This window comes from Nostoc sp. LEGE 12454 (assembly GCF_056620565.1).
The window spans coordinates 85,980-106,346 of record NZ_JBWQXL010000014.1; the positions used below are offsets into that span (position 1 = coordinate 85,980).

Sequence of the window (20,367 nt, forward strand, 5' to 3'; positions counted from 1 at the left end):
CCTTATTTGATGCGGTGTAATTTGACCTGAAAATCTTCACCACCACTCACAATCATGGTTCCTTGATTAGTTTTCAAGTCGATACTATTGATTTTTTTAGAGCTTTGGTAAATTGTTTTACCTTCTGCTGCTCTTGTTTTGTCAAGCTTATGTTCGGGAGTTAAATACCAAACTACGACTCGTCCATCGTCGCCACCACTTACTAAGAGACTCCCATCGTCACTAAATGCTAGAGTCCGCACAGATGTTTTTGATGCTGACCAACGGTCTAGTTGCGAACAATTAAGCTGATTTACTTTTTCTAGCGGATTCGGATTTTTGATAGTTTGACACTGATTTAAATCCCAAATGGTAATAAATCCCGCAGAATCAGAAGTTGCCAGGATTTTTCCTGTTGAGTCAGGAACAAAAGCTAATCCCCAAATAAAGTCTTCAGGCCCAACTAATGGGTCTAGTTTTTCTAGATTTTGTACTGATAAACTTGGCGATTGTTTATCAGATTGAGTTTGATTCCATTGCCACAATATAAAACGCTTAAAGTTTCCAGCAATTACTAGAGTTTTTGCATCTGGGCTGAGATTTAATGCCCGGACTTGGAAACCTGAGAGTTTCAATCTACTTTGTACGTCAATAACTTGCGGTTCTGGCAGAAAATCGCTGTTAGGCGCTGGTCTTGACCATAGTCTCACTTTACCGCTGCCATACCCACTGAATAAGTTAAGTGAGTTTGAGGTGAAAGCTATGTCAAAAACGCGATCGCCTTTTGCTTTAGGATCTTTAAGGTCTTGAAGTTGGCTAATCTTTACACCTGAAGGAACATCTCTGAGTTCAATTACACCATTATCTAAACCAACAGCAACACGATTATTTTGTAACGGCATGAAGCGCAAGACTTCTACAGCATCATCGGTAATCGCCATCAAGCCTTTGGGCTGTTGTGCTTGGTCGCAAGCAAGGGGTTGCCCAGCGTATGTCACCGTATCATCGGGGTTTAAGCTATCAGCACCAATTCTCCAAAGCCTTAAGGTGCAATCATCTGAGCCACTGACCACAGATAAACCAATGCCACTAAAACGCACTGAGTTTACAGAACGCGTATGCATTACACCTCTTGGTTGCAGGATTAATGCGAGGAGTGCGGCTAATAGTGCGATCGCAGCTAATTGTAGCCATAAAGGTATAATTGGCAGAGTCTTTACTTCTAATGTCTGCGTGGCTGGGTCTGTACTTCCTAAACGTTGATCGGATAATTCCGATTTAGCCTCTAATAATAGAGTTTTGCCGATTCCCACCCAAGGGCGTTTTGTTTTAACATCGAGGATGACTTTACTTGTCTCTCCTAGATGAAGATTGGCAGTTTCGGGAAGCTTTTTAAAACTACATTTTCGCCAGTCTCTACCCTGCATCTGCACATTAATTTGTTGATTGAGATTGCTAGCATTTTTAAATAGTAATTCAAAGGAAGCTGTATCAGATTTCCAGTCAGGCAACCATGCCGATTTGCTGGGAATTTTCAGGTGTTTTTCTCTGGTAGTAAAGTCTATAAAACCTACTGGCAAAACTTCAATATTGCCTTCAGCATTAGTTGGATAACCATTATTGCTAACAGCTTCAATAGTAAAAGGGTAATTTTGACTGGGCGCTTGCACTACAGAAGGTGGTTGGCATTGGAATGTAGCTTCTGCTAAACCACCTGGATCTAAGGGTAATCGCCGTTCTGCACTGCCAGCTAGCCAAGACGGATCGACGCCTGTAAAACGTAGCATTACCTCAGTTGGTTGCTGCCCCAAGTTCCGCACCCGTACTGGTATATCGACAGAATTGCGGGGATAAACTTGGAACTCTCGTACAGGTAATTCTACACTTAAATGTGTTGGTCTGTTGTCTCGCTCGATTTTCAGGCGCAGCACAAGTCTGGACTGTTGTGCTAATTGTGGTGAAAAAATATTTACCATCAGGTTGACAGTACCAACAAATCCCGGAATGGGTGTATTGAATACGAAAACTTGGAAGATGGTACTACTGCCCGGTGGCTTGGCTGCCGCTACCTCTGGTTCGAGTCGATACCAGCGATATCCTGTGTTGCGAATTTCTCCCGCCGCGGTAATTTCTATCTGAAAATTGACGAAGCGATCGCTGTCATTATTGACAGTTACCTCAAATGATACAGGAGTATCACCTGGACGAAAGGTTAGGTTCTGAGTAGAAAGGCTGGCATTAATAACACTTTTTTCCATGCTATTACTTATAATATTTTTTTATATTCTGCATGACTAGCGCTATTAAAAAATTAATGTCTCGTGAAAACGTGACAATAGCTTTTTTCCTTTGATTATTGAAATTTATATACTATTAAATATTGTGTAATAAATTGGCCAATTTATAAAAGTCATTTTCAAAGGCGATCGCTAATAGAGATATGAGCTAAAAAGAATGTAGAGACATAGCACTGCTACGTCTCTACAAGGATTCTGAATAACGCATATTTAGTTTTTGGATATAACTTTCTCAGCAACGCCTGAACTCAAATTAAAATCGCTGCCCAATTCCTAGATGCACTTTGCTTTCTCCCTGGTCGTTAATGCCATAGTCAGCCCGAATTAAGCCTAGTGGTGAATTTAATCGCACTCCCGCCCCATAACCAAAACCATAACCTGGTTTATCACGTACACCTGCCGGATCTCCTAATACAGTATCACCAGAACCTAAATCTGAGGCGAAGTCGGCAAACAATACACCGCCTACGATTGGTAAAACGGGGAAACGGTATTCTGCCGAAGCCAACACATAACTGCGCCCACTGCCAACTTCTCCAGAATCGTAACCGCGCACTGAGTTGGAACCACCCAAGTTAAAACTTTCGTAGGGCGGTAAATTCCCAAGGACGGTACCGGCTTGGACATTCACCGCAAATACTTGTGGCTGTTTGCTGTTAAATAACTGTACTGGTAAATATTGGCTGTAGTTGGCTTTAAGGCGATTGAGGGAAATATTACCTTCGCCGATGGGTATAGATTGTTCTGTACTCAGACTCAAAACGGAACCTTGAGTTGGATTGAGGGGATTATCCCGTTTATCTTTGATGGCGGTGAAGGATACGGTAGTTAGGTCGTCAATACCAGTTCCACTCGCAGATAGGGAATTGCCCTGAACGTCAGTTGGGGTAATATTACCTTGGCGATCGCGAATACTAGTTCGGGTATAGTTTAATCCTAATGAGGTATTCCAATCATCAATTGGTCGCTGCAAGCTGACACCACCGCCAATTTGGCCTTCTCGTACTTTATCGCCGTTAGCTAGCTTAATCTTGTCATCAAAGGTTTCCGAAAGTTCCTGACTACGAAAACCATTTACAGTGTAGCCGAAGCGATCGGGGTTAGTTATACGATAGGGGCTAGTAAATTTGGTATTAAACTGCAAGTCTCGGCTACTTACACCAACATTCACACCTAAAGTATCATTAACACCGCCGACATTCTGATCTTGATAGCTGATTGTACCTACCAATCCCTGATCGGCATTATAACTACCACCCAAGTTAACACCACGCGCCCCAGTTTCTTTGAGTTGGTAGACTAAATCAAGTTTTGTCGCATCTCCTTCTAAGGCAACATTCACAGTTTCAAATAAACCAGTACGATATAGCTGTTGAATGTCTTGTTTTACGACATTTTCTTGGAAAATTTGACCGGGTTTCAACTTGAGTTGTTGTTGTAGAAAATCTGCTTTGGTGCGTCCTCCAACGGGATTACCCTTGCTATCTACGGTTTTACCCTCATCATTGACAAAGCGAAATTTGATATCACTCACCAAACCTTCAGCAACATTCACAGTGAGAATGCCTTGAGAACTGGGTTTAATTGATAGCACCCGCGCTAAGTTATAACCATTGTCGGCGTACCACTTGTTAATTTGTGCTACTGCTTGTTGCAGTCCACTGGGACTGATGGTGGTTCCAATCTGAGATTGCAAACTTTGTTGGGCGACTTGATAGGTAAGTACTTTAGCACCAGATAATTGCAGCGATCGCACTATCACTGGTTGGACTTGGTATACTACATTCAATCCAGCCTGTGTGTTAAAGCTATTCACACTGACACTACTAAATAAACCTGTATTTAAAATTGCTGTTACATCTCTTTGTAACTGGCTTTGACTGGTTTCTCCACCCACCTGGGTTTTAATTACCTGGCGAATGATTTGCTGTAATTCTTGATTAGCTCCCACCACCCGTACATCTGTAGCTCTGACTACTAAATCGTCCTCAGTAGGAGGAGTTTTGGGGGATGAAGGAGAAAAAGAGGGAGTGGGAAGAAGCGTTACTGATGAATTTCCCTTGTCTGTTGATTTTAAGACTACTGGGGAATTTTTGTTTGCACTCGTTTGCACGGCGACGGGATTTTGGGAAAATTGTTGTGCAACTATAGTTTCTGGGGAAGCAATTGTCTCTACCCGTGCGGGAGTGTCTTCAATTATCGGCACCACTAAATTACCAGCTTTTGCAGTTGGAGTAACGGTTTTAGCAGGTGCAGCCGTTGCTTGCTGAGTAACATTGCCAGCAGCTAAAGTAGCTAAAGTAAAAATAGCAGTAGTAGAAACTCGCATAATATTTAACCTAATTAACTGGGAGTTAGTTGTAGAGACGCTAGCGAATAGGGATAATACTAACTTCCAGCTTCCTTGTCGATTTCCCTATTTATACCTCTTACCCAAACAGACAGTTAATTTTGATATTTTGTTTCTATGAATAATCTATCTCGGTCATCTCTAGCTTCTAACTCCCAATCTGCTACTTCTCCTTTGCGGTTACTTGTATTAAGTAATGGTCATGGGGAAGATGCGATCGCAGTTCGGATTTTGGAAGAACTCCAACGACAACCAAACCCACCAGAGATATTTGCTTTGCCTCTGGTGGGTGAAGGACGTGCTTATGAACAGTTGGATATCCCCTTTATCGGTTCAGTGCTGAATATGCCTTCTGGCGGCTTTATTTATATGGATGGCCGCCAATTAGCGCGGGATGTACGCGGTGGTTTATTGCAACTTACCCTCAGCCAAATTAAAGCTATCCGTCGTTGGGTAAGTTCTCAAAAAAAATTAGGTAATAGAAGAGCGATTTTAGCAGTGGGAGATATTTTGCCACTGTTATTTGCAACATTCAGTGGCGCTAATTATGCTTTTGTCGGTACGGCAAAATCTGAATATCATGTGCGAGATGAAGCTGGGTTATTACCACGAAAATCTAAAGACGCAGGTTGGGAAAACTTTTCTGGTTCAGTTTACCATCCTTGGGAACGTTGGTTAATGAGTCGTCGCCGTTGTAAGGCTGTGTTCCTTAGAGATGCGCTAACAACGGAAACATTAAAACAATGGCCAATTCCAGCTTTTTATTTGGGTAATCCCATGATGGATGGTCTAGAACCGACGTTTTCACGCCAACAATTTTATAGTCAGAATATCCAACAGCAAGAGACAGTTAGACCTTTTGTAGTGACTCTTCTTCCTGGTTCTCGTCAACCAGAAGCATACAGCAACTGGGAAACAATTATGATTGCCGTATCTGCATTGATGACAAGTTTTCAACAGCGAGATTCAATTTTTTATAGTTCTAACAAAGTAGTGTTTTTAGGTGCGATCGCTCCTGGTTTAGACTCTAATATTTTATCCCAAAGCGTGCAATCCCAAGGCTGGCGCGCTGAATCAGCATCTCCTATCCAACTTCGCGATCCAAATGTCTTGATATTTAAACAGAGAAATGCTTATCTGCTATTAACACAACAAGCCTATAATGATTGCTTGCATTTGGGAGATTTAGCGATCGCAATGGCAGGTACAGCCACAGAACAGTTTATCGGTTTAGGCAAACCTGCGATCGCAATTCCCGGTAATGGGCCACAATATAACCTTGGCTTTGCTGAATCTCAAAGTCGTCTTCTCGGATCGTCTTTGATTTTAATCGATCGACCAGCAGATGTAGCGAAGGTTGTACAATCCCTATTCAAAAACCCTGATAATTTGCAAATTATTGCTGAAAATGGTGGGCGACGCATGGGCAAACCGGGAGCAGCACTACGTATTGCTAATTGCTTGCGGGAAAAATTGGGATAATGGGCAGTGGGTATGGGGCATTGTGGTAGGTTATTCTCCTTGTCCCCGTCCCCTCATCTCCCTTGTCCCTAATCCCTCACGCCACCAATCCAGAACGTAAAGCTCTCACAGCAGCTTGGGTACGGTCATCAGCACATAGTTTATTTAGAATATTACGAACGTGGGTTTTTACAGTACCAACTGTAATGTAGAGTTTCTCGGCAATTTGCCCATTGCTACACCCAGCTACAATCAACTCTAGGATTTCCAGTTCCCGTTGAGTTAGAGGGTATGTTTCCAAAACTTGCTCGTATTCTGTCGCCAGCGCTTCAATTTTTACAGTCTTCGGCTTGTCAGAACCTTGACTTTCTCCAGGAATACCTTGGCGCATCTTCCGCAATACCACGTTGGCAATTGCCGGATCGATCCAAGAGTTACCGCCATGAGTTGCTTGAATTGCCTCAGTTAATTTACTGATGCTGGTTTCTTTCATATAATAAGAATCAGCGCCAGCTGCAAAGGCTGCAAGTACGGCATCCTCTGTATGATCCATTGTCAAGATGAGAATCTTCGTCGTAGATTGCCCATTTTCAGCCTGGGAGCGTTTGAATTTACGAGTGAGTTCGATGCCATCCATGTCAGGCAAGCCGATATCCACTACCGCTACATCTGGCTTTGCCGTTTCTAAAAGTTTTAACCCTTGAGTAGCATTTGCCGCTTCCCCAATTACTTTCAATGCACTATGAGACTGTAATGCTGCTCGTAGTCCCATTCGCGTTAAGTCATGATCTTCAATTAAAATAATACTAATTTCATTCATCGCTACACTCACTCTTGCGCTGTTTGCATCTTTCAAAATATTGCCTTTTGTAACTATTATCCCTTATTTTCCCAAACTCAAGATAGATGATATTTCAACCTGTCTGCATCCACCGATAGAAATAACAAATAGCCAAAATTTTTACATTTAGATAGAGGACAAATCTAGCTGGAGATATATAGATAGTTACACAAAAAGTATGAAATATTGAAACGAATGCTAAATTGCTCCTCCTTGCTGATAATTTAGCTTTGAGTTGTCATGTTCCATCCGTTAATTAGTATTATTTTGGATCAAACTTTAAAAAAAGCTTAGGAAAATGAAAAAATTACAGCATGTGAAAGTTGCTTTACGAGAAAGTAAAAGCTGGTTGCGAGCGATTTTAATCAAACCTTTGGATTCATCCGATTGATAGAGCCAATAGAGATCCTCATGGAAGGGAATCAGGCAGCGTTAAAATTTGTGGAAATCAGAAACAGCAAAGTAATTCGTAGTCCTTTGTAACGAACTTTTCCGTCATGACTTTTTACAGCATATAATACAAGCCGCTCTGTGCGAACCTCTCCCCTTTTGGGTTTTGAATTTTTGCCTAACTTTTGTCGGGAACCTTTCTTCGCAATTAAGTTTTGGTAATTTTGCGAACATCTATAAGTTCGATATAACTGGATAAATACTAACACAGATGTGGCGATCGCTAAGAAAATTGTTGAAATTTCAGGAGGTAGGATTACTTCAGATTCACAAATAGCTATAGATATTACTTTTTTATTTACCTGGTCTAACTAACCTGATAGGTAAAACAGTTCAAGCTTATGGTACACGATAATCGGATGCAACTCTCACCAATGACTGACGACGGTGCCTTCCTCACTCATCTACAATTGTTTTAAGCTTGGTAAAGTATTTTATTTTACTTTATATCAGCGGTGTCTGCTTGTTAATTACTAATTTTTTGCCAGACATTGGTCATTTGTTAGGAGTTTAGTTACCATCTGGTAAATTAACCAGATTGAAGGTACAACAGACTCAATTCAACCCAAGGAAAGACCCGAAAGAGCGCTCGACATACTACTAATGGAGGATAACGAAGTTCATGTGATGAATGTCAAGCAGGTATTAAAGTGGATCTTATGCAAAATATCTTAATCAATCAAATTACAGGTTTTAGATGTCCGAAAATCTTATATTCTTTAGTTGGATAATCTAAAAAGATAAATCTTATACATCAACCTATGTTTGGCGGCGAAAATTAAAACCGATGGAAGAGACGCTGAAAATTTTGGTTGTAGACGATGACGAAGTAGACCGGATAGCAATCTGTTCTGCCCTGACTAAAGCAGGTGTTCAGATGCAACTGTCTGAAGTAGGCAATGGTAATGAAGCATTCTCTGTCTTAAGCATTACTACTTACGATTGTGTTTTCCTCGACTATCGTTTACCAGATCGGGACGCACTTACCTTGATTCAACAGCTACGTTCTTCAGAAATTAAAGTTCCTTTAGTAGTCTTAACTGGTCAAGGAGATGAAGAAATTACTCTCCGATTATTGGAAGCTGGTGCTACAGACTATCTCTCTAAGTCTAGAATATCCCCAGAAACTTTGTCGCAGGTTTTGCGGAATGCAATTCGGATTTATCGGGCGGAAATACAGGCAGATTTGGCAAATCAGCAGCTTAGAGAAACTCATGAACAACTCATTTTTAAGAACCAAGAATTGGAGAGACAACAGCAACAGATTCAAATACAAAACTTCAAATTATTGGAGGCATCACGTCTAAAATCCCTTTTTTTGGCAACTATTTCCCACGAACTGAGAACGCCGATGAATGCGATTATTGGTTTTTCACAAATACTCTTGCGTCCTAAGTTCGGCCAACTAACGCGCCAGCAAGCAGATATGGTTGAGCGCATTTTGAATAATGGGAAGCATTTACTGATGCTACTCAATGAAGTTCTCGACTTTTCCAAGCTGGAGGGAGGAGGATTAGATTTAAAGGCAGAAAGATTTGATATATCAAAGGTAATCAATCTCGTTATCAGTGAAATGCGTTCCCTAGCTGATGCTAAAAATCTTTCATTGTTAGTACAAACCGATTTGCAAAATCCTTTGATATTTAACGATCCAGTTCGTGTCAAACAGATTTTGATTAACCTGCTTTCCAACGCCATTAAATTTACAGAGTCTGGTGAAATCTGGGTTGAAGTTAAAGAACTACCTGAAAATCGAGTAGTAATCATCGTTCAAGATACAGGTATTGGCATAGCCCCCAGAGATTTTAAACATATTTTTGAAGCATTTCGGCAAGTCGATCAAACTATCACTCGCAAATATCCAGGTACGGGTCTGGGTTTAGCAATTATAGATTCGCTAGTGCGAATGATGGGCGGTAAAATATTTCTTGAGAGCAAATTGGGGGTTGGTTCAAAATTTAAAATTGAATTACCACGTCAAATTACATTACCGACTGTAGCAGCCAATGCTCCAGCTTCGCAGTTAGATAACGACGATTTTTTTTCTCCTGCACAAAATCCTCATCAGTCATCTTCTCAAGCCAGGAAAGCACCAATAGAATATCCTAAATTTAAAAATTACTTCCAAAAAAACTGATAAAAATTTATAAATCATGTCTGTAGTTGAAAATAATAAAATTTATCGGATATTAGCAGTTGACGACACTCAAGATAATCTGATTTTGGTTCAAGCAATTTTAGAAAGTGAGGGGTATGAAATTGATTTGGCTTCAGATGGAATAAAAGCTTTACGGAAAATTGAGCAATCTCCACCCGATCTGATTCTGTTAGATGTAATGATGCCGGGGATAGATGGCTATGAAGTCACACGTCGGATTCGGAATAACCCTGCAATCTCTTATATTCCAATTCTATTAATTACTGCCTTTCATCAATCCAGCGTTGTCGAAGGTTTGGATGCTGGTGCTGACGATTTTATTCGTAAACCATTTGATACTGATGAACTACTGGCAAGGGTGCGATCGCTATTACGTCTCAAGCACAGTCTGGACGAACAACAAAAAATGGCCCGTCAACGGGAAGACTTTGTTTCCCGTCTGACTCATGATTTGCGAACTCCCCTAGTAGCCGCCGATCGCATGTTGAATTTGTTTGAAATGGAAACATTCTGCAAAATTTCGCCAGAAATGAAACAAGCGATCGCAGTTATGATTCGCAGTAACCAAAATTTGATGGAAATGGTTAACACCCTATTAGAAGTCTATCGCTTCGAGGCGGGTAAAAAAACGTTGAATTGGGAGGAATGCGATTTATGTGAGATATCTCAAGAAGTAGTCAGCGAACTAAGTCCTCTAACTAATGAAAAAGGCTTGACTCTGGAAATTGATACCCGTCAATTAGATCCACTGAGTCCAAACGCTGCTGTTATCATGGGCGATCGTTTAGAATTACGGCGAGTGTTAAACAACCTGATTGCAAATGCCATTAAATTTACAGATACAGGAGGCATAACAATCCGCATTTATGAAACATCATCTAATTCAGGAGATCGAGATTCGGTAATCATTGAGGTAGAAGATACAGGATATGGAATTGCGCCAGAAGATCGGGCAACAATTTTCGAGCGATTTCGCCAAGGCAGAAATAAACGCTCGGGTAGTGGCTTAGGACTACATCTATCCCATCGCATTATAGAAGGGCACGCAGGAACTATTAAGGTCGCTTCTGAAGTAGGGAAAGGTAGTTTATTTACTGTGCAACTACCTAAAAATACTTAAGTTATTCTCCTTTACACTGATTATTTTGCGGATATCTCCCAAGACAATTGCATTTTATTTTGGATGTGTTTTGATGCTTCCAACAAAAATAAATTTAGCTGAAATTATATAGATTAATTACAGCAGGATTTGAAGGTTAATCCAATCAGAATACTGCCAGATAACTTGCCTCTTCCAATATTTGTATACTCCCAACGGTAGATGTATTTATAGACTAGTATAACGAAATTCTATTTTGTATCATTCTATAGATAGTAGAAATAACTATTTTACAAAGTTATTATTCAACCTATTAATGCCTGAAAAACGTGTATGCACCCTGGAATCATAACCCAGGGTCTTTTTTATAAAAATCTAGATAATCATCATTTTTTCATAGTTGACTACTGTCCATGTCCACTCTCAACTCTTAATAGGGTGGACATGGACAGCAGTTAAAAAGGATTATAGAGTAAACTAAAATACAAACCATTTTCTTGTAATGTTCTCTCATTTGAGTTAACAGATATTAAAGGAATACCCCAATCAAGACGAACGGTGAAGCGATCGCCCTGTGCCCAACGCAACCCCAGACCAACAGCAGCTAAAGTATTAGGATCGGGATTATTTCTACCAGAACTGTTCCAGCCAACACCAAAATCCACAAAGGGGATAACCTGTAAGATGCTATCTATTTGGGGTAAGCGCAGAATCGGTATTTGAACTTCCGCAGAAACAAAAGTGCCATTATCTGTCAGCAGGTAATCTTGACGGTAGCCGCGAATGCTATCCTGCCCACCTAAGCCAAATTGCTCTATAGGCAAAAGTGTTCTAGATGCAAGTTGCGTATTTAAACGTAATAAAAATAAGGTTTCAGGAGCTAAAAGGCGTGCCCACTGCGCTTGCCCTTGCCAAGCAAAAAAACGGCTATCAGGAGGATCTTGATTAACCGTGGCATTCAACACATCTATGCCCAAACTGAATTGAGAGCGTAGGGCGATGACTTCACGACTGTTACGACTCGTCCATTCTTGAAAAAATCGCAATGCAGATACCCTGGTGCGTCCCTGTTCATCAGCACCAGGCGAAAGTAAAGAGGGGGGAGCTGGTGGGTTCTCTCTCTGTAGTATCCACGAGATATCACTTTCGCGTCGGGAAGCTGTTAACCCCAGAGCGAATTCTTGTGTAGGAGTTTGGATTATTGGCTGCCTAAATGTCAGTTCGTAGTAGCGAGAAGCCGATTCGATATCTAAGAAGTCGAAAGGAGGCTCAATGACATTGCTCGACGTAGTGCCATAGTTCAAGGTAAGCGTTCCGTTGCGCGGATTGAGAGGCAATGTGTAACTAGCGTCAAAGGAGTTGCTACCATCAGTATTGGTGTAGCCTAGACTCAGACCATCTCCCAATCCGAGTAAGTTGGCTTCATTCAATCTTAACCCGCGTCGAAAACTTCCAACACTAGGCGATCGCCCATTATCAAGAACTATTTGGCCACTAAAGGTTTTTGCCTCACTGATTTTAACTTCCAAAAGACTCGTACCCGTCCGCGATCCTGCTGAGAGTTCAGCAGTCACGTTTTGAATCAAAGGATTAAGTTGCAAAAGTTGCAGGGCTTCTAATAGACGCTGGCGATTCAGAGGCGGTGATGTCGCGATTGCTAGTCGGCTACGGACATAATTCGGATTCAGCCGCCGAGTCCCAGTTACCTGAATATCTTCTAATTTACCTTCGACCACCTGAATTTTGAGAACACCAGATTGGATTGTTTGAGGTGGAATATAGGCACCAGAAGTAATGTAACCCTTTTTGACATATAGATCGGTGATTTTAGAACGTGCTTGATACACTTCAGTCAGTGAGATCGGTCGTTTGGTAAATTCAGCAGTGGCTTTGGCTAATTCTTCAGCACTGAAAACTGTGCTACCAACAACTTCAAAGCGTTCAACAACAATAGTTTGAGGAAAGTTGCCAGGGAGTGGTGCATCAGGTGTGGGAGTTGGGGCAGAGGGTGGAAGTAGTTCTGCTGGTGGGGGGAGTGGCTGTGGCACTTCAGGTGAGGGAAGTGGTGAAGGTGTGGGTGGTTGTATGTCCTGTGGTGGTGGTGGTGGTGGAATTTGTTGTGATAGGATGAAATCACTAGTTGGTAATTGTGTAGTATCAACAGCCTGAGCTTTCAGTGGACTTAAATATGTACTGCTAAGTAATAGAAGCATACTCAGCGGCAAGCAGGACACTATAATATTCTGAGGGTATTTATCAATCATCGCACTGGACTATTTTTTGTCAGTAACTATGGGATTATACGGGGACTGCTTCAGATGTGAATCTTACTTCATCTTTTGTCGCTAAAGTTGGTATCTTGAGTAAATCTCAATTTAAAAGCTAAATCATCTGGTGATTGCAGACTTAAACGTATCAATGAGATATCTGGTGAAATTAAATTAATTATGCGTTGCCCGAAATCCTTGGTAGGCAAAATTTCTGTAGTCAAAGGCTTCCCGTACCACTAGGTGGAAGCAAGCTACGCCTAGTATCTACGTGCTTTTTTTACAGTTAAATCTGATACCAAATTTCTGATTTAGTGTGCTGCAATCAGTGTAGGTCTTTCCCTTGTGCGTCTCTGAAAGATAAGCTACACAGCTCATTGAAACCTCTTACCTGCTGCCTTCTTCACTCCATACCACTTTCCTTAAACATTCCCATCAATTTACGTTTACGAGCGTGAGTTTGCATCAAGTTTTCCCGATAGCTTAACCAGTCAGCTTTCTTCCCAGATTCCAGGTAGGCATTACGCGCCTTTTTCAACCATTCAACCGCGTAATAATAGTATTCGGCTTTACCTGCATCCATAATCTTTTCGGCACGGCGACGAGCATTAGCAATCACCCAACCAGGATTATGAGGGATAGCAGCATCCATAACTCGGTGAATTAACTCTGAGCGATCGGAACTTAGTTCGCTAGCGATCGCAATTGCATCATCAATTAGCCCCTCATGCAAGAATATATCCACCTTGGCTGATTCTGTTCTCCAACCATTATAAGTACGGACAATTCTTAGCAAGTCTGTTTTGACATTTTCCCAGTTTTCCCCAGCTAATTCTGCCATCTTTTGGTAATCCACAAAGGAGGGCTTCATTTGAAAAGCTGCCTTGATTGCTAATAAAGCAACTTCACTATTACCCAACTCACTAGCTAAATCACTTGTCCAAATTCCCAATTCATACTGACAATTACCCGGTAAATTTAATCCACTCTGGGCTATATCTAGTGCTTGCTGTAACGCTCCCTGAACGCTGAGTGTTTTGGCTAGGGCAAAAGCTTCTTCCATTGAGTTCATCTGGGTTTGAGCAGCATCAATTGCTTCTTCCACCCTGCCTAAACGCCCCAACATTGTCAGATATTGCTGGGTTTGCCCTTCCGCTTCTGCTAAATACAGGTATTCTTGATAACGTTCTTGACGTTCGAGAATTTTCAGGCGAATTAATGCCAAATCATCAGCATAATCTGGTACGTCTTCTTCCCATGCTCCCCTTTCAGTAATGTTGCCTTGGAGAACTTGTACCAGCGGCGGATAATCCCAACCTTGGCGTAAAGCCTCCATAACTAGACCAAAATCAGCATTCCACTCATCTTGCCAAGCTTCTAAATTTATTTGAATATCAACTTTTTCTTCTGGAGTAAGTTCGGCGATTAGAACTGCTTCACACCAAGCATTATTTAATTCCGCGACAACTTCATCATTTTCAGCACCGTAGTCGGCAACATCATCCCAATTTTCCGCACAGGTAGAGGTAATCGCTGACAAAATAGCGATCGCATTTTCACCTTCTCCCCGTTCGCTAAAATCAACCGCAGTTTGGACTACACTCAGCAAATCTTCGCCAATCGGGTCTTCTTCGTATCCCTCCTCAAAGTAGCGCACGGTATCCTTGAGAATCTGCCGTACTTGCCGCCGAAAAGGAGCGGGATCGAGAGTATTGCGGCGCACAAATTTTATGGTTGTTTGGTTGTCAGCAGGATTCGTCATCCAACTTACATGGCGGTCAATTGCCTCAATTAGGGGGGGGTATTCTGCTACCAACTCTTGCAACAGCCTTTGAGTTTCGATATAATTCAGGCGATTTAGTAGTTCTTCAAGGGTGGGGCGCTGCTCAATATTTTCTGAGTTACGCGCACAAACGAGCATCGTCGCTACAATGTGTTTGCACCACCCTTCATAGTCGTAGGCACAGGTGCATTTTACTGAGGTTAATCCACTACTATCGAAATTCAGGTTGACATGATAAGGTCTAGCTTCGGTGCCTACAACATCTGCCTGAACCAGATGACCGCGTTGGATAACGGCATTGACAGCACCAGCGTTATAATATGCCTCGCCTCGCTGGAAAGATTTGGCGTTGGCATGACGGCGGATAGTAAATTCACTAATTTGGGGAATAGACATCGAGCGATCGCCTGCGTAAATCTTCTGGATCAATCCTAAATCCAGCTTAGTGTTACGCTAACGCGCTGTAAAGAAAAAGGTGTGGAGACTCTGAATGAGACTGCAATTTTTATTCATTAACTAGCTCAAAACTAAAATCAGCTCCACTACCCTGCAAATACTCACTTAATTAATCGTCGCTTTTCTAGGAAAACCAACCCATATAATGAAAATATCCATATTTTCGCCAGAAGTGAGTGAATCATAATTTGAGTTAGCAATACCCGAACCTGAAATCAGTGAACAGTCAACAGTAAACAGTCAGGGTAATGTAAGGTAAGGGATTTAGAGTTCAGCGATAAAACTGATAACTGATAACTGTTAAAAGGGTTGCGCTGATTGTCGGTCAAGTTGAGAATAAATAGGCGAAGCACACGGGGAAACTAACGTGAGTCAAGGATATGATTACGATTTAGTCATTATCGGCGCTGGTGTAGGCGGACATGGCGCAGCCTTACACGCCGTAAGTTGTGGTTTGAAAACAGCAATTATTGAAGCTGCTGATATGGGAGGAACCTGTGTTAATCGGGGCTGTATTCCTTCTAAAGCGCTGCTGGCAGCATCTGGACGCGTGCGGGAGTTACGCAATGCCCACCACCTCAAGTCACTGGGAATTCAAATTGGTAGCGTGGAATTCGATCGCGAAGCGATCGCTAATCATGCTAACGATCTCGTCTCGAAAATTCAAGGCGACTTAACCAACAGCCTCAAACGTCTAAAAGTCGATATCATCAGAGGTTGGGGAAAAATCGCTGGGGCGCAAAAAGTCTCGATCATCGGAGACGGTGGTGAAAAAACCATCACAGCTAAAGACATTATCCTTTCGCCCGGCTCAATTCCTTTTGTACCTCCAGGGATTGAAGTAGACGGCAAAACTGTCTTTACCAGCGACCAAGGTGTGAAGTTGGAATCACTGCCGGAGTGGGTAGCAATTATTGGCAGTGGTTACATCGGCTTAGAATTTTCTGATATTTACTCAGCTTTGGGTTGTGAAATCACCTTGATTGAAGCCCTAGATCAGTTAATGCCAGGATTTGACCGCGATATTGCCAAACTTGCCGAACGGGTGCTAATTACTCCTCGCGATATTGAAACGAAAGTCGGGATATACGCCAAAAAAGTTATCCCAGGTTCACCTGTGGTGATTGAGTTAGCAGATTTCAAAACCAAAGAAGATGTAGATGTCATCGAAGTAGATGCTTGCTTGGTGGCTACGGGACGCATCCCGGCGACCAAAAATCTCGGTTTAGAGTCTGTGGGTGTGGAAGTCGATCGGCGGAATTTTATCCCAGTAGACGATCGCATGGCAGTACTCTCAGCAGGTGAAGTCGTGCCGCATTTGTGGGCAATTGGCGACGCTAATGGGAAGATGATGTTAGCACATGCGGCTTCTGCTCAAGGCATCATCGCGGTAGAAAATATAGTTGGGAGGGAAAGAATAGTAGACTATCGCAGCATCCCCGCAGCGGCGTTTACCCACCCAGAAGTCAGCTATGTAGGCTTAACTGAAACAGCAGCTAAAGAGTTGGGACAAGCTGAAGGATTTGAAATCGCCACCAGTAGGAGTTACTTCAAAGGAAATTCCAAAGCGTTGGCAGAAAATGAAGCCGACGGTATTGCCAAGGTGATATATCGCAAAGACACCGGAGAAGTCTTAGGTGTTCATATTTTTGGGCTGCACGCCTCAGACTTAATTCATGAAGCGTCAGCTGCGATCGCCAACCGTCAATCTGTCCACAATCTTGCACATCTAGTTCACGCCCACCCGACACTCTCGGAAGTCCTAGACGAAGCTTATAAACGAGCCATTTAATCATTTGTCCTGTGTCATTTGTCCTTTGTCAATAAATAAGGACAAATGACCAATGACTAATGACCAATGCCCAATGCCCAATGCCCAATGACTAATTATGCAAATCCGTCGCCGTTCACCTAACCCAGCTATTGATGTATCGATATTGCGTTATCAGGCTGTCGTGCCTGATGCAGCGCCAAACCACATCTTGGAGGAAATTGTCTGGCAGAAAGAAGTAGAATATGACCAAATGCGGGAAAAAGTTCCTTTGCAACAATTGCTGAAACAGGTAGTGACTGCGCCGCCAACCCGTGATTTTGTCGCTGCCTTGCGCCAAGGTAAGACTAAGCCAGCATTGATTGCCGAAGTTAAAAAAGCTTCACCAAGTAAAGGTGTTTTACGAGAAGATTTTGACCCAGTAGCGATCGCCCTGTCTTATCAGCAAGGTGGCGCTAGTTGTCTTTCTGTGCTGACAGATGTCAAGTTTTTTCAAGGTAGTTTTGAAAACTTAGCCAAGGTTCGGGCTGCCGTAGATTTGCCCCTACTGTGCAAAGAGTTTGTCGTTTATGCTTATCAGATATACTTGGCGCGGGTTCAGGGTGCAGATGCTATTTTGTTGATTGCGGCTATTTTGAGCGATCAAGATTTGAAATACTTCCTCAAAATTGCTAACAACCTGAAAATGGCAACCTTGGTTGAAGTCCATAGCTTGGCAGAACTTGACCGTGTGCTAGCTTTAGATGGAGTTTCCTTGGTAGGAATCAATAATCGCAATTTGGAAGATTTCTCTGTCGATCTGCAAACTACTTGCCAACTTTTAGCTGCAAGGGGTAGACAATTGCAAGAGAAAAATATTCTTGTTGTCAGCGAGTCAGGACTACACAACCCAGAAGATTTAAGTTTAGTGCTGACAGCAGGTGCATCTGCTGTACTCATTGGAGAATCTTTGGTAAAACAACCAGATCCCGGCACTGCGATCGCCCGTATATTACCGAGGAATTTTTGAAATAAACACCCCATCTGCCCTAAAAGGCGCAGGGCTGCACATAATAGTTGAGCAATTGGGCATACTATGCGTATACACGCAGCACTTTGCTATCAAATATCATCAATATCTTTGCCAAATCTTCATTGCTAATCAAACCAAAGCCATAAGCAACTAGTTATTTATTATGTAACAATTTATTAACAAGAAATAAACTGTGACTAATACAAAATCCCAAATATGAAATCAAAAGTTAACTTCATGGAGCAAATTCCTCTACCTTCGCCTATTCACTACGAACTTATACTTCAACTCTTAGAAAGACAAACTATGTTAGCAGTAAATGATAACCCAGATTTACGGCATCAGGTGAATCAACTAATTATTACTCTCCGTAAAGCTGCTGTACAGCAAAAGCGACTAGAAGAAATTTGCGAGTTTTCCTCTGTAACTATCGATCACCGTTGGTCAATCAACCATCATAACGATAGCAAAGTTGTTGCCCCCGATTGAAAAAGATTGTCATCTTTATAAGATTTTAGTTCAGAGAAAGTTCATCTTGATTTAGACAAAACTGTAGATCGGTTAAAATAAAATATTGATGAGATTCTCTCTCGAATTTAACGAAAGATGAAATACAACAGCATTGATGAACTCCTCAGAAATAATCAGGCTTGGGTTGCCGAAAAGCTAGCTCTAGATCCAACTTACTTTCAAGAATTATCTAATGGACAAACACCACCTTTTCTATACATTGGGTGTTCTGATAGTCGTCTGGCATTAACAAAGTTTACCCATACTGAACCAGGAGAGTTATTTGTACATCGTAATATTGCCAATCAAGTTTCTCTAACAGATATAAACTTTTTAGCCGTTTTAGAATACGCAATTTTACACCTGAAAGTAGAACACATTATCGTTTGTGGTCACTACGATTGCGGAGGAATTAAGACAGCTTTAGAAGGGAGAACTATCGGAATTCTTGATAACTGGGTCAATCCAATTCGGGAACTGTATTTAGAGAAACAAGAAGAAATTGATGCCTTGCCAACAAGAGAAGAACGTCTGAATCGCTTGGCGGAAATCAATGTTGTGGCGCAAGTGAAAAATCTTTACCAAACTTCCATCATGCGTCAGGTACTCCATGAGCGAAAAGCGCCTATGGTTCATGGCTGGGTACTAGATATACGCACTGGGTTAATCAAAGATTTGAACGTTTCAACTGTGCAATGGCAATTGCACATCTGCCCCTTGCTTCTAGAGTTTAGGCTCTATGCTATGTTAAAAAATTAGAGTTAATTCGGTATTTTCAGCCACACCAAAGCGTGCATTACAGTGTTGATAAATCGTGTTTTTACAAATTTTATTTAGATATCGGGTTTGATTGGGCAGTGCTTAGGTGTATTTAAAAAATAAAATAGTATTTTTAGAGTTTTTTGTTTATTTAAGTAATGTCAAGATTGGGTGATTACTGATAATAAAATCTAGTAATGTAAGTTGGATTAAATATCAGTGAAGCTGAACACGAACAAGCATCAAATATTGGGTTTTCTTCTTCAATCTAACCTACAAACATTATAAGTATTAAGCAAACCTGATATTACGAATACAGAACAATTAATTTCCTAATATTTTTTATAGAGGCAATTCATGAATTGCCTCTATCATAATTAGTAACACCGATATGGATACGATTAACCTACTCCGACAAAAAATTATTTCTTCGCAATTATCCACACTGCATGAATAATTCCAGGAATGTAACCAAAAAGCGTCAAAAGTATATTAATCCAAAAGTCTATACCAAAACCTACTTGTAAAAAAACTCCCAAAGGCGGCACAAAAATAGCACACAGAATCCGAACTAAATCCATTTAAACCTCCTGTTTATCTCAGAAAAGACAGCTTGTTGGCAAACTGATTCACCACTGTTCAAGCATATTTGTACCTCTCAAAGATAACATTTTCTCTCTTAATCCAGATCGCGGTTTAGATACGGTAAACCACACTCAAGATTAGCCACCGCTAATTTTGGCTTTGTAACCTAGCTTGGTCAAAATATCAAGAATTTTCTGTTTGTGTTCGCCCTGAATTTCAATTTCGTTGTCTTTAAGTGTCCCACCTGTCCCACACTGGGTTTTCAACTGCTTGACCAAATCTGCTAAAGTTTCCGGTTTGGCTTGAAAACCGCTAACGACTGTGACGGTTTTGCCTTTGCGCCCTTTGCGGGAAGCTTGTACTTTCAGATTTTGTTGTTGTGGGGGTAGTTCTGGAATTGGTCTTTCTGTGGCGGCGGAGTTGTCGTTGCCAAATTCGCGGTATACAAAGCTTTTGTCAGAAGATTGAGAATTGGAAGAAGACATAAAATGAATGTTTAAGAAAAATTTCAAAAGCAGTGGAAAGTTCTACGCAACTATTCTACTGGGATATCAATTTCTAGGCTAACATTACACATCTATACATCATA

The 20,367-nt window shown here is 41.5% G+C and carries 14 protein-coding genes; 7 read left to right on the forward strand and 7 right to left on the reverse strand.

The window, feature by feature from the left end; all coding sequences use genetic code 11:
• Positions 1–2: 2 nt before the first annotated feature.
• Together AC1F2U_RS17100 and AC1F2U_RS17105 are read right to left on the reverse strand one after the other, a co-directional pair.
• Positions 3–2,237 (reverse strand): hypothetical protein, encoded by a 2,235-nt coding sequence (locus AC1F2U_RS17100; protein WP_480262180.1) that lies wholly within the window; start codon positions 2,235–2,237, stop codon positions 3–5.
• A 292-nt stretch (positions 2,238–2,529) separates the two neighbouring features.
• Positions 2,530–4,605 (reverse strand): BamA/TamA family outer membrane protein, encoded by a 2,076-nt coding sequence (locus AC1F2U_RS17105; protein ID WP_480262182.1) that lies wholly within the window; start codon positions 4,603–4,605, stop codon positions 2,530–2,532.
• A gap of 138 nt (positions 4,606–4,743) precedes the next feature.
• Between AC1F2U_RS17105 and AC1F2U_RS17110 the strand changes: the two genes are divergently transcribed.
• Positions 4,744–6,108, forward strand: a complete 1,365-nt coding sequence (locus tag AC1F2U_RS17110; RefSeq protein WP_480262183.1) for a lipid-A-disaccharide synthase-related protein — start codon at positions 4,744–4,746, stop codon at positions 6,106–6,108.
• Positions 6,109–6,184: 76 nt separating this feature from the next.
• On the opposite strand, the gene AC1F2U_RS17115 is transcribed toward AC1F2U_RS17110, so the two are convergent.
• Positions 6,185–6,907: a response regulator transcription factor gene (locus AC1F2U_RS17115; protein WP_104908003.1), complete on the reverse strand. Its 723-nt coding sequence runs from the start codon at positions 6,905–6,907 to the stop codon at positions 6,185–6,187.
• Between the two features lie 1,258 nt (positions 6,908–8,165).
• On the opposite strand from AC1F2U_RS17115, the gene AC1F2U_RS17120 reads away from it, so the two are divergent.
• A complete protein-coding gene (locus AC1F2U_RS17120) occupies positions 8,166–9,515 on the forward strand; it encodes an ATP-binding response regulator (RefSeq protein WP_480262184.1) in 1,350 nt (449 codons plus the stop codon).
• Between the two features lie 16 nt (positions 9,516–9,531).
• The gene (locus AC1F2U_RS17125) at positions 9,532–10,656 is read left to right on the forward strand and encodes a hybrid sensor histidine kinase/response regulator (protein WP_480262185.1); all 1,125 of its coding nucleotides are present in this window, start codon (positions 9,532–9,534) and stop codon (positions 10,654–10,656) included.
• Positions 10,657–11,090: 434 nt separating this feature from the next.
• Here AC1F2U_RS17125 and AC1F2U_RS17130 read toward each other — a convergent pair whose 3' ends face one another.
• Together AC1F2U_RS17130 and AC1F2U_RS17135 are read right to left on the reverse strand one after the other, a co-directional pair.
• On the reverse strand, positions 11,091–12,848 hold the full coding sequence (locus AC1F2U_RS17130; RefSeq protein ID WP_480262186.1) for a ShlB/FhaC/HecB family hemolysin secretion/activation protein: 1,758 nt from the start codon (positions 12,846–12,848) through the stop codon (positions 11,091–11,093).
• A 457-nt stretch (positions 12,849–13,305) separates the two neighbouring features.
• Positions 13,306–15,081 carry an SWIM zinc finger family protein gene (locus AC1F2U_RS17135; protein ID WP_480262226.1) on the reverse strand — a complete coding sequence of 592 codons (1,776 nt, stop codon included), beginning with the start codon at positions 15,079–15,081 and terminating at the stop codon, positions 13,306–13,308.
• A gap of 427 nt (positions 15,082–15,508) precedes the next feature.
• Here AC1F2U_RS17135 and lpdA point away from each other — a divergent pair, with 427 nt between their 5' ends.
• From lpdA to AC1F2U_RS17155, 4 genes are all read left to right on the forward strand, one after another.
• On the forward strand, positions 15,509–16,933 hold the full coding sequence (gene lpdA, locus AC1F2U_RS17140) for a dihydrolipoyl dehydrogenase (protein WP_480262187.1): 1,425 nt from the start codon (positions 15,509–15,511) through the stop codon (positions 16,931–16,933).
• 97 nt (positions 16,934–17,030) lie between these two features.
• Positions 17,031–17,921, forward strand: coding sequence for an indole-3-glycerol phosphate synthase TrpC (gene trpC / locus AC1F2U_RS17145; protein WP_480262188.1), 891 nt, complete (start codon positions 17,031–17,033; stop codon positions 17,919–17,921).
• Between the two features lie 240 nt (positions 17,922–18,161).
• On the forward strand, positions 18,162–18,413 hold the full coding sequence (locus tag AC1F2U_RS17150; protein WP_069072137.1) for a DUF5340 domain-containing protein: 252 nt from the start codon (positions 18,162–18,164) through the stop codon (positions 18,411–18,413).
• Positions 18,414–18,530: 117 nt separating this feature from the next.
• Complete coding sequence (locus AC1F2U_RS17155) at positions 18,531–19,193, forward strand: carbonic anhydrase (RefSeq protein WP_480262189.1); 663 nt, start codon at positions 18,531–18,533, stop codon at positions 19,191–19,193.
• A 422-nt stretch (positions 19,194–19,615) separates the two neighbouring features.
• Here AC1F2U_RS17155 and AC1F2U_RS17160 read toward each other — a convergent pair whose 3' ends face one another.
• Both AC1F2U_RS17160 and AC1F2U_RS17165 read right to left on the reverse strand, forming a co-directional pair.
• On the reverse strand, positions 19,616–19,774 hold the full coding sequence (locus AC1F2U_RS17160) for a YqaE/Pmp3 family membrane protein (protein WP_322672109.1): 159 nt from the start codon (positions 19,772–19,774) through the stop codon (positions 19,616–19,618).
• 141 nt (positions 19,775–19,915) lie between these two features.
• Positions 19,916–20,263, reverse strand: a complete 348-nt coding sequence (locus AC1F2U_RS17165; protein ID WP_480262191.1) for a translation initiation factor — start codon at positions 20,261–20,263, stop codon at positions 19,916–19,918.
• Between the last annotated feature and the right edge of the window lie 104 nt (positions 20,264–20,367).

Excerpts from the sequence above, each read along its gene's own strand:
- AC1F2U_RS17100 (WP_480262180.1), bottom strand. The coding sequence starts at position 2,237 with ATGGAAAAAAGTGTTATTAATGCCAGCCTTTCTACTCAGAACCTAACC.
- AC1F2U_RS17105 (WP_480262182.1), bottom strand. The coding sequence starts at position 4,605 with ATGCGAGTTTCTACTACTGCTATTTTTACTTTAGCTACTTTAGCTGCT.
- AC1F2U_RS17110 (WP_480262183.1), top strand. The coding sequence starts at position 4,744 with ATGAATAATCTATCTCGGTCATCTCTAGCTTCTAACTCCCAATCTGCT.
- AC1F2U_RS17115 (WP_104908003.1), bottom strand. The coding sequence starts at position 6,907 with ATGAATGAAATTAGTATTATTTTAATTGAAGATCATGACTTAACGCGA.
- AC1F2U_RS17120 (WP_480262184.1), top strand. The coding sequence starts at position 8,166 with ATGGAAGAGACGCTGAAAATTTTGGTTGTAGACGATGACGAAGTAGAC.
- AC1F2U_RS17125 (WP_480262185.1), top strand. The coding sequence starts at position 9,532 with ATGTCTGTAGTTGAAAATAATAAAATTTATCGGATATTAGCAGTTGAC.
- AC1F2U_RS17130 (WP_480262186.1), bottom strand. The coding sequence starts at position 12,848 with ATGCTTCTATTACTTAGCAGTACATATTTAAGTCCACTGAAAGCTCAG.
- AC1F2U_RS17135 (WP_480262226.1), bottom strand. The coding sequence starts at position 15,081 with ATGTCTATTCCCCAAATTAGTGAATTTACTATCCGCCGTCATGCCAAC.
- trpC (WP_480262188.1), top strand. The coding sequence starts at position 17,031 with ATGCAAATCCGTCGCCGTTCACCTAACCCAGCTATTGATGTATCGATA.
- AC1F2U_RS17150 (WP_069072137.1), top strand. The coding sequence starts at position 18,162 with ATGGAGCAAATTCCTCTACCTTCGCCTATTCACTACGAACTTATACTT.
- AC1F2U_RS17155 (WP_480262189.1), top strand. The coding sequence starts at position 18,531 with ATGAAATACAACAGCATTGATGAACTCCTCAGAAATAATCAGGCTTGG.
- AC1F2U_RS17160 (WP_322672109.1), bottom strand. The coding sequence starts at position 19,774 with ATGGATTTAGTTCGGATTCTGTGTGCTATTTTTGTGCCGCCTTTGGGA.
- AC1F2U_RS17165 (WP_480262191.1), bottom strand. The coding sequence starts at position 20,263 with ATGTCTTCTTCCAATTCTCAATCTTCTGACAAAAGCTTTGTATACCGC.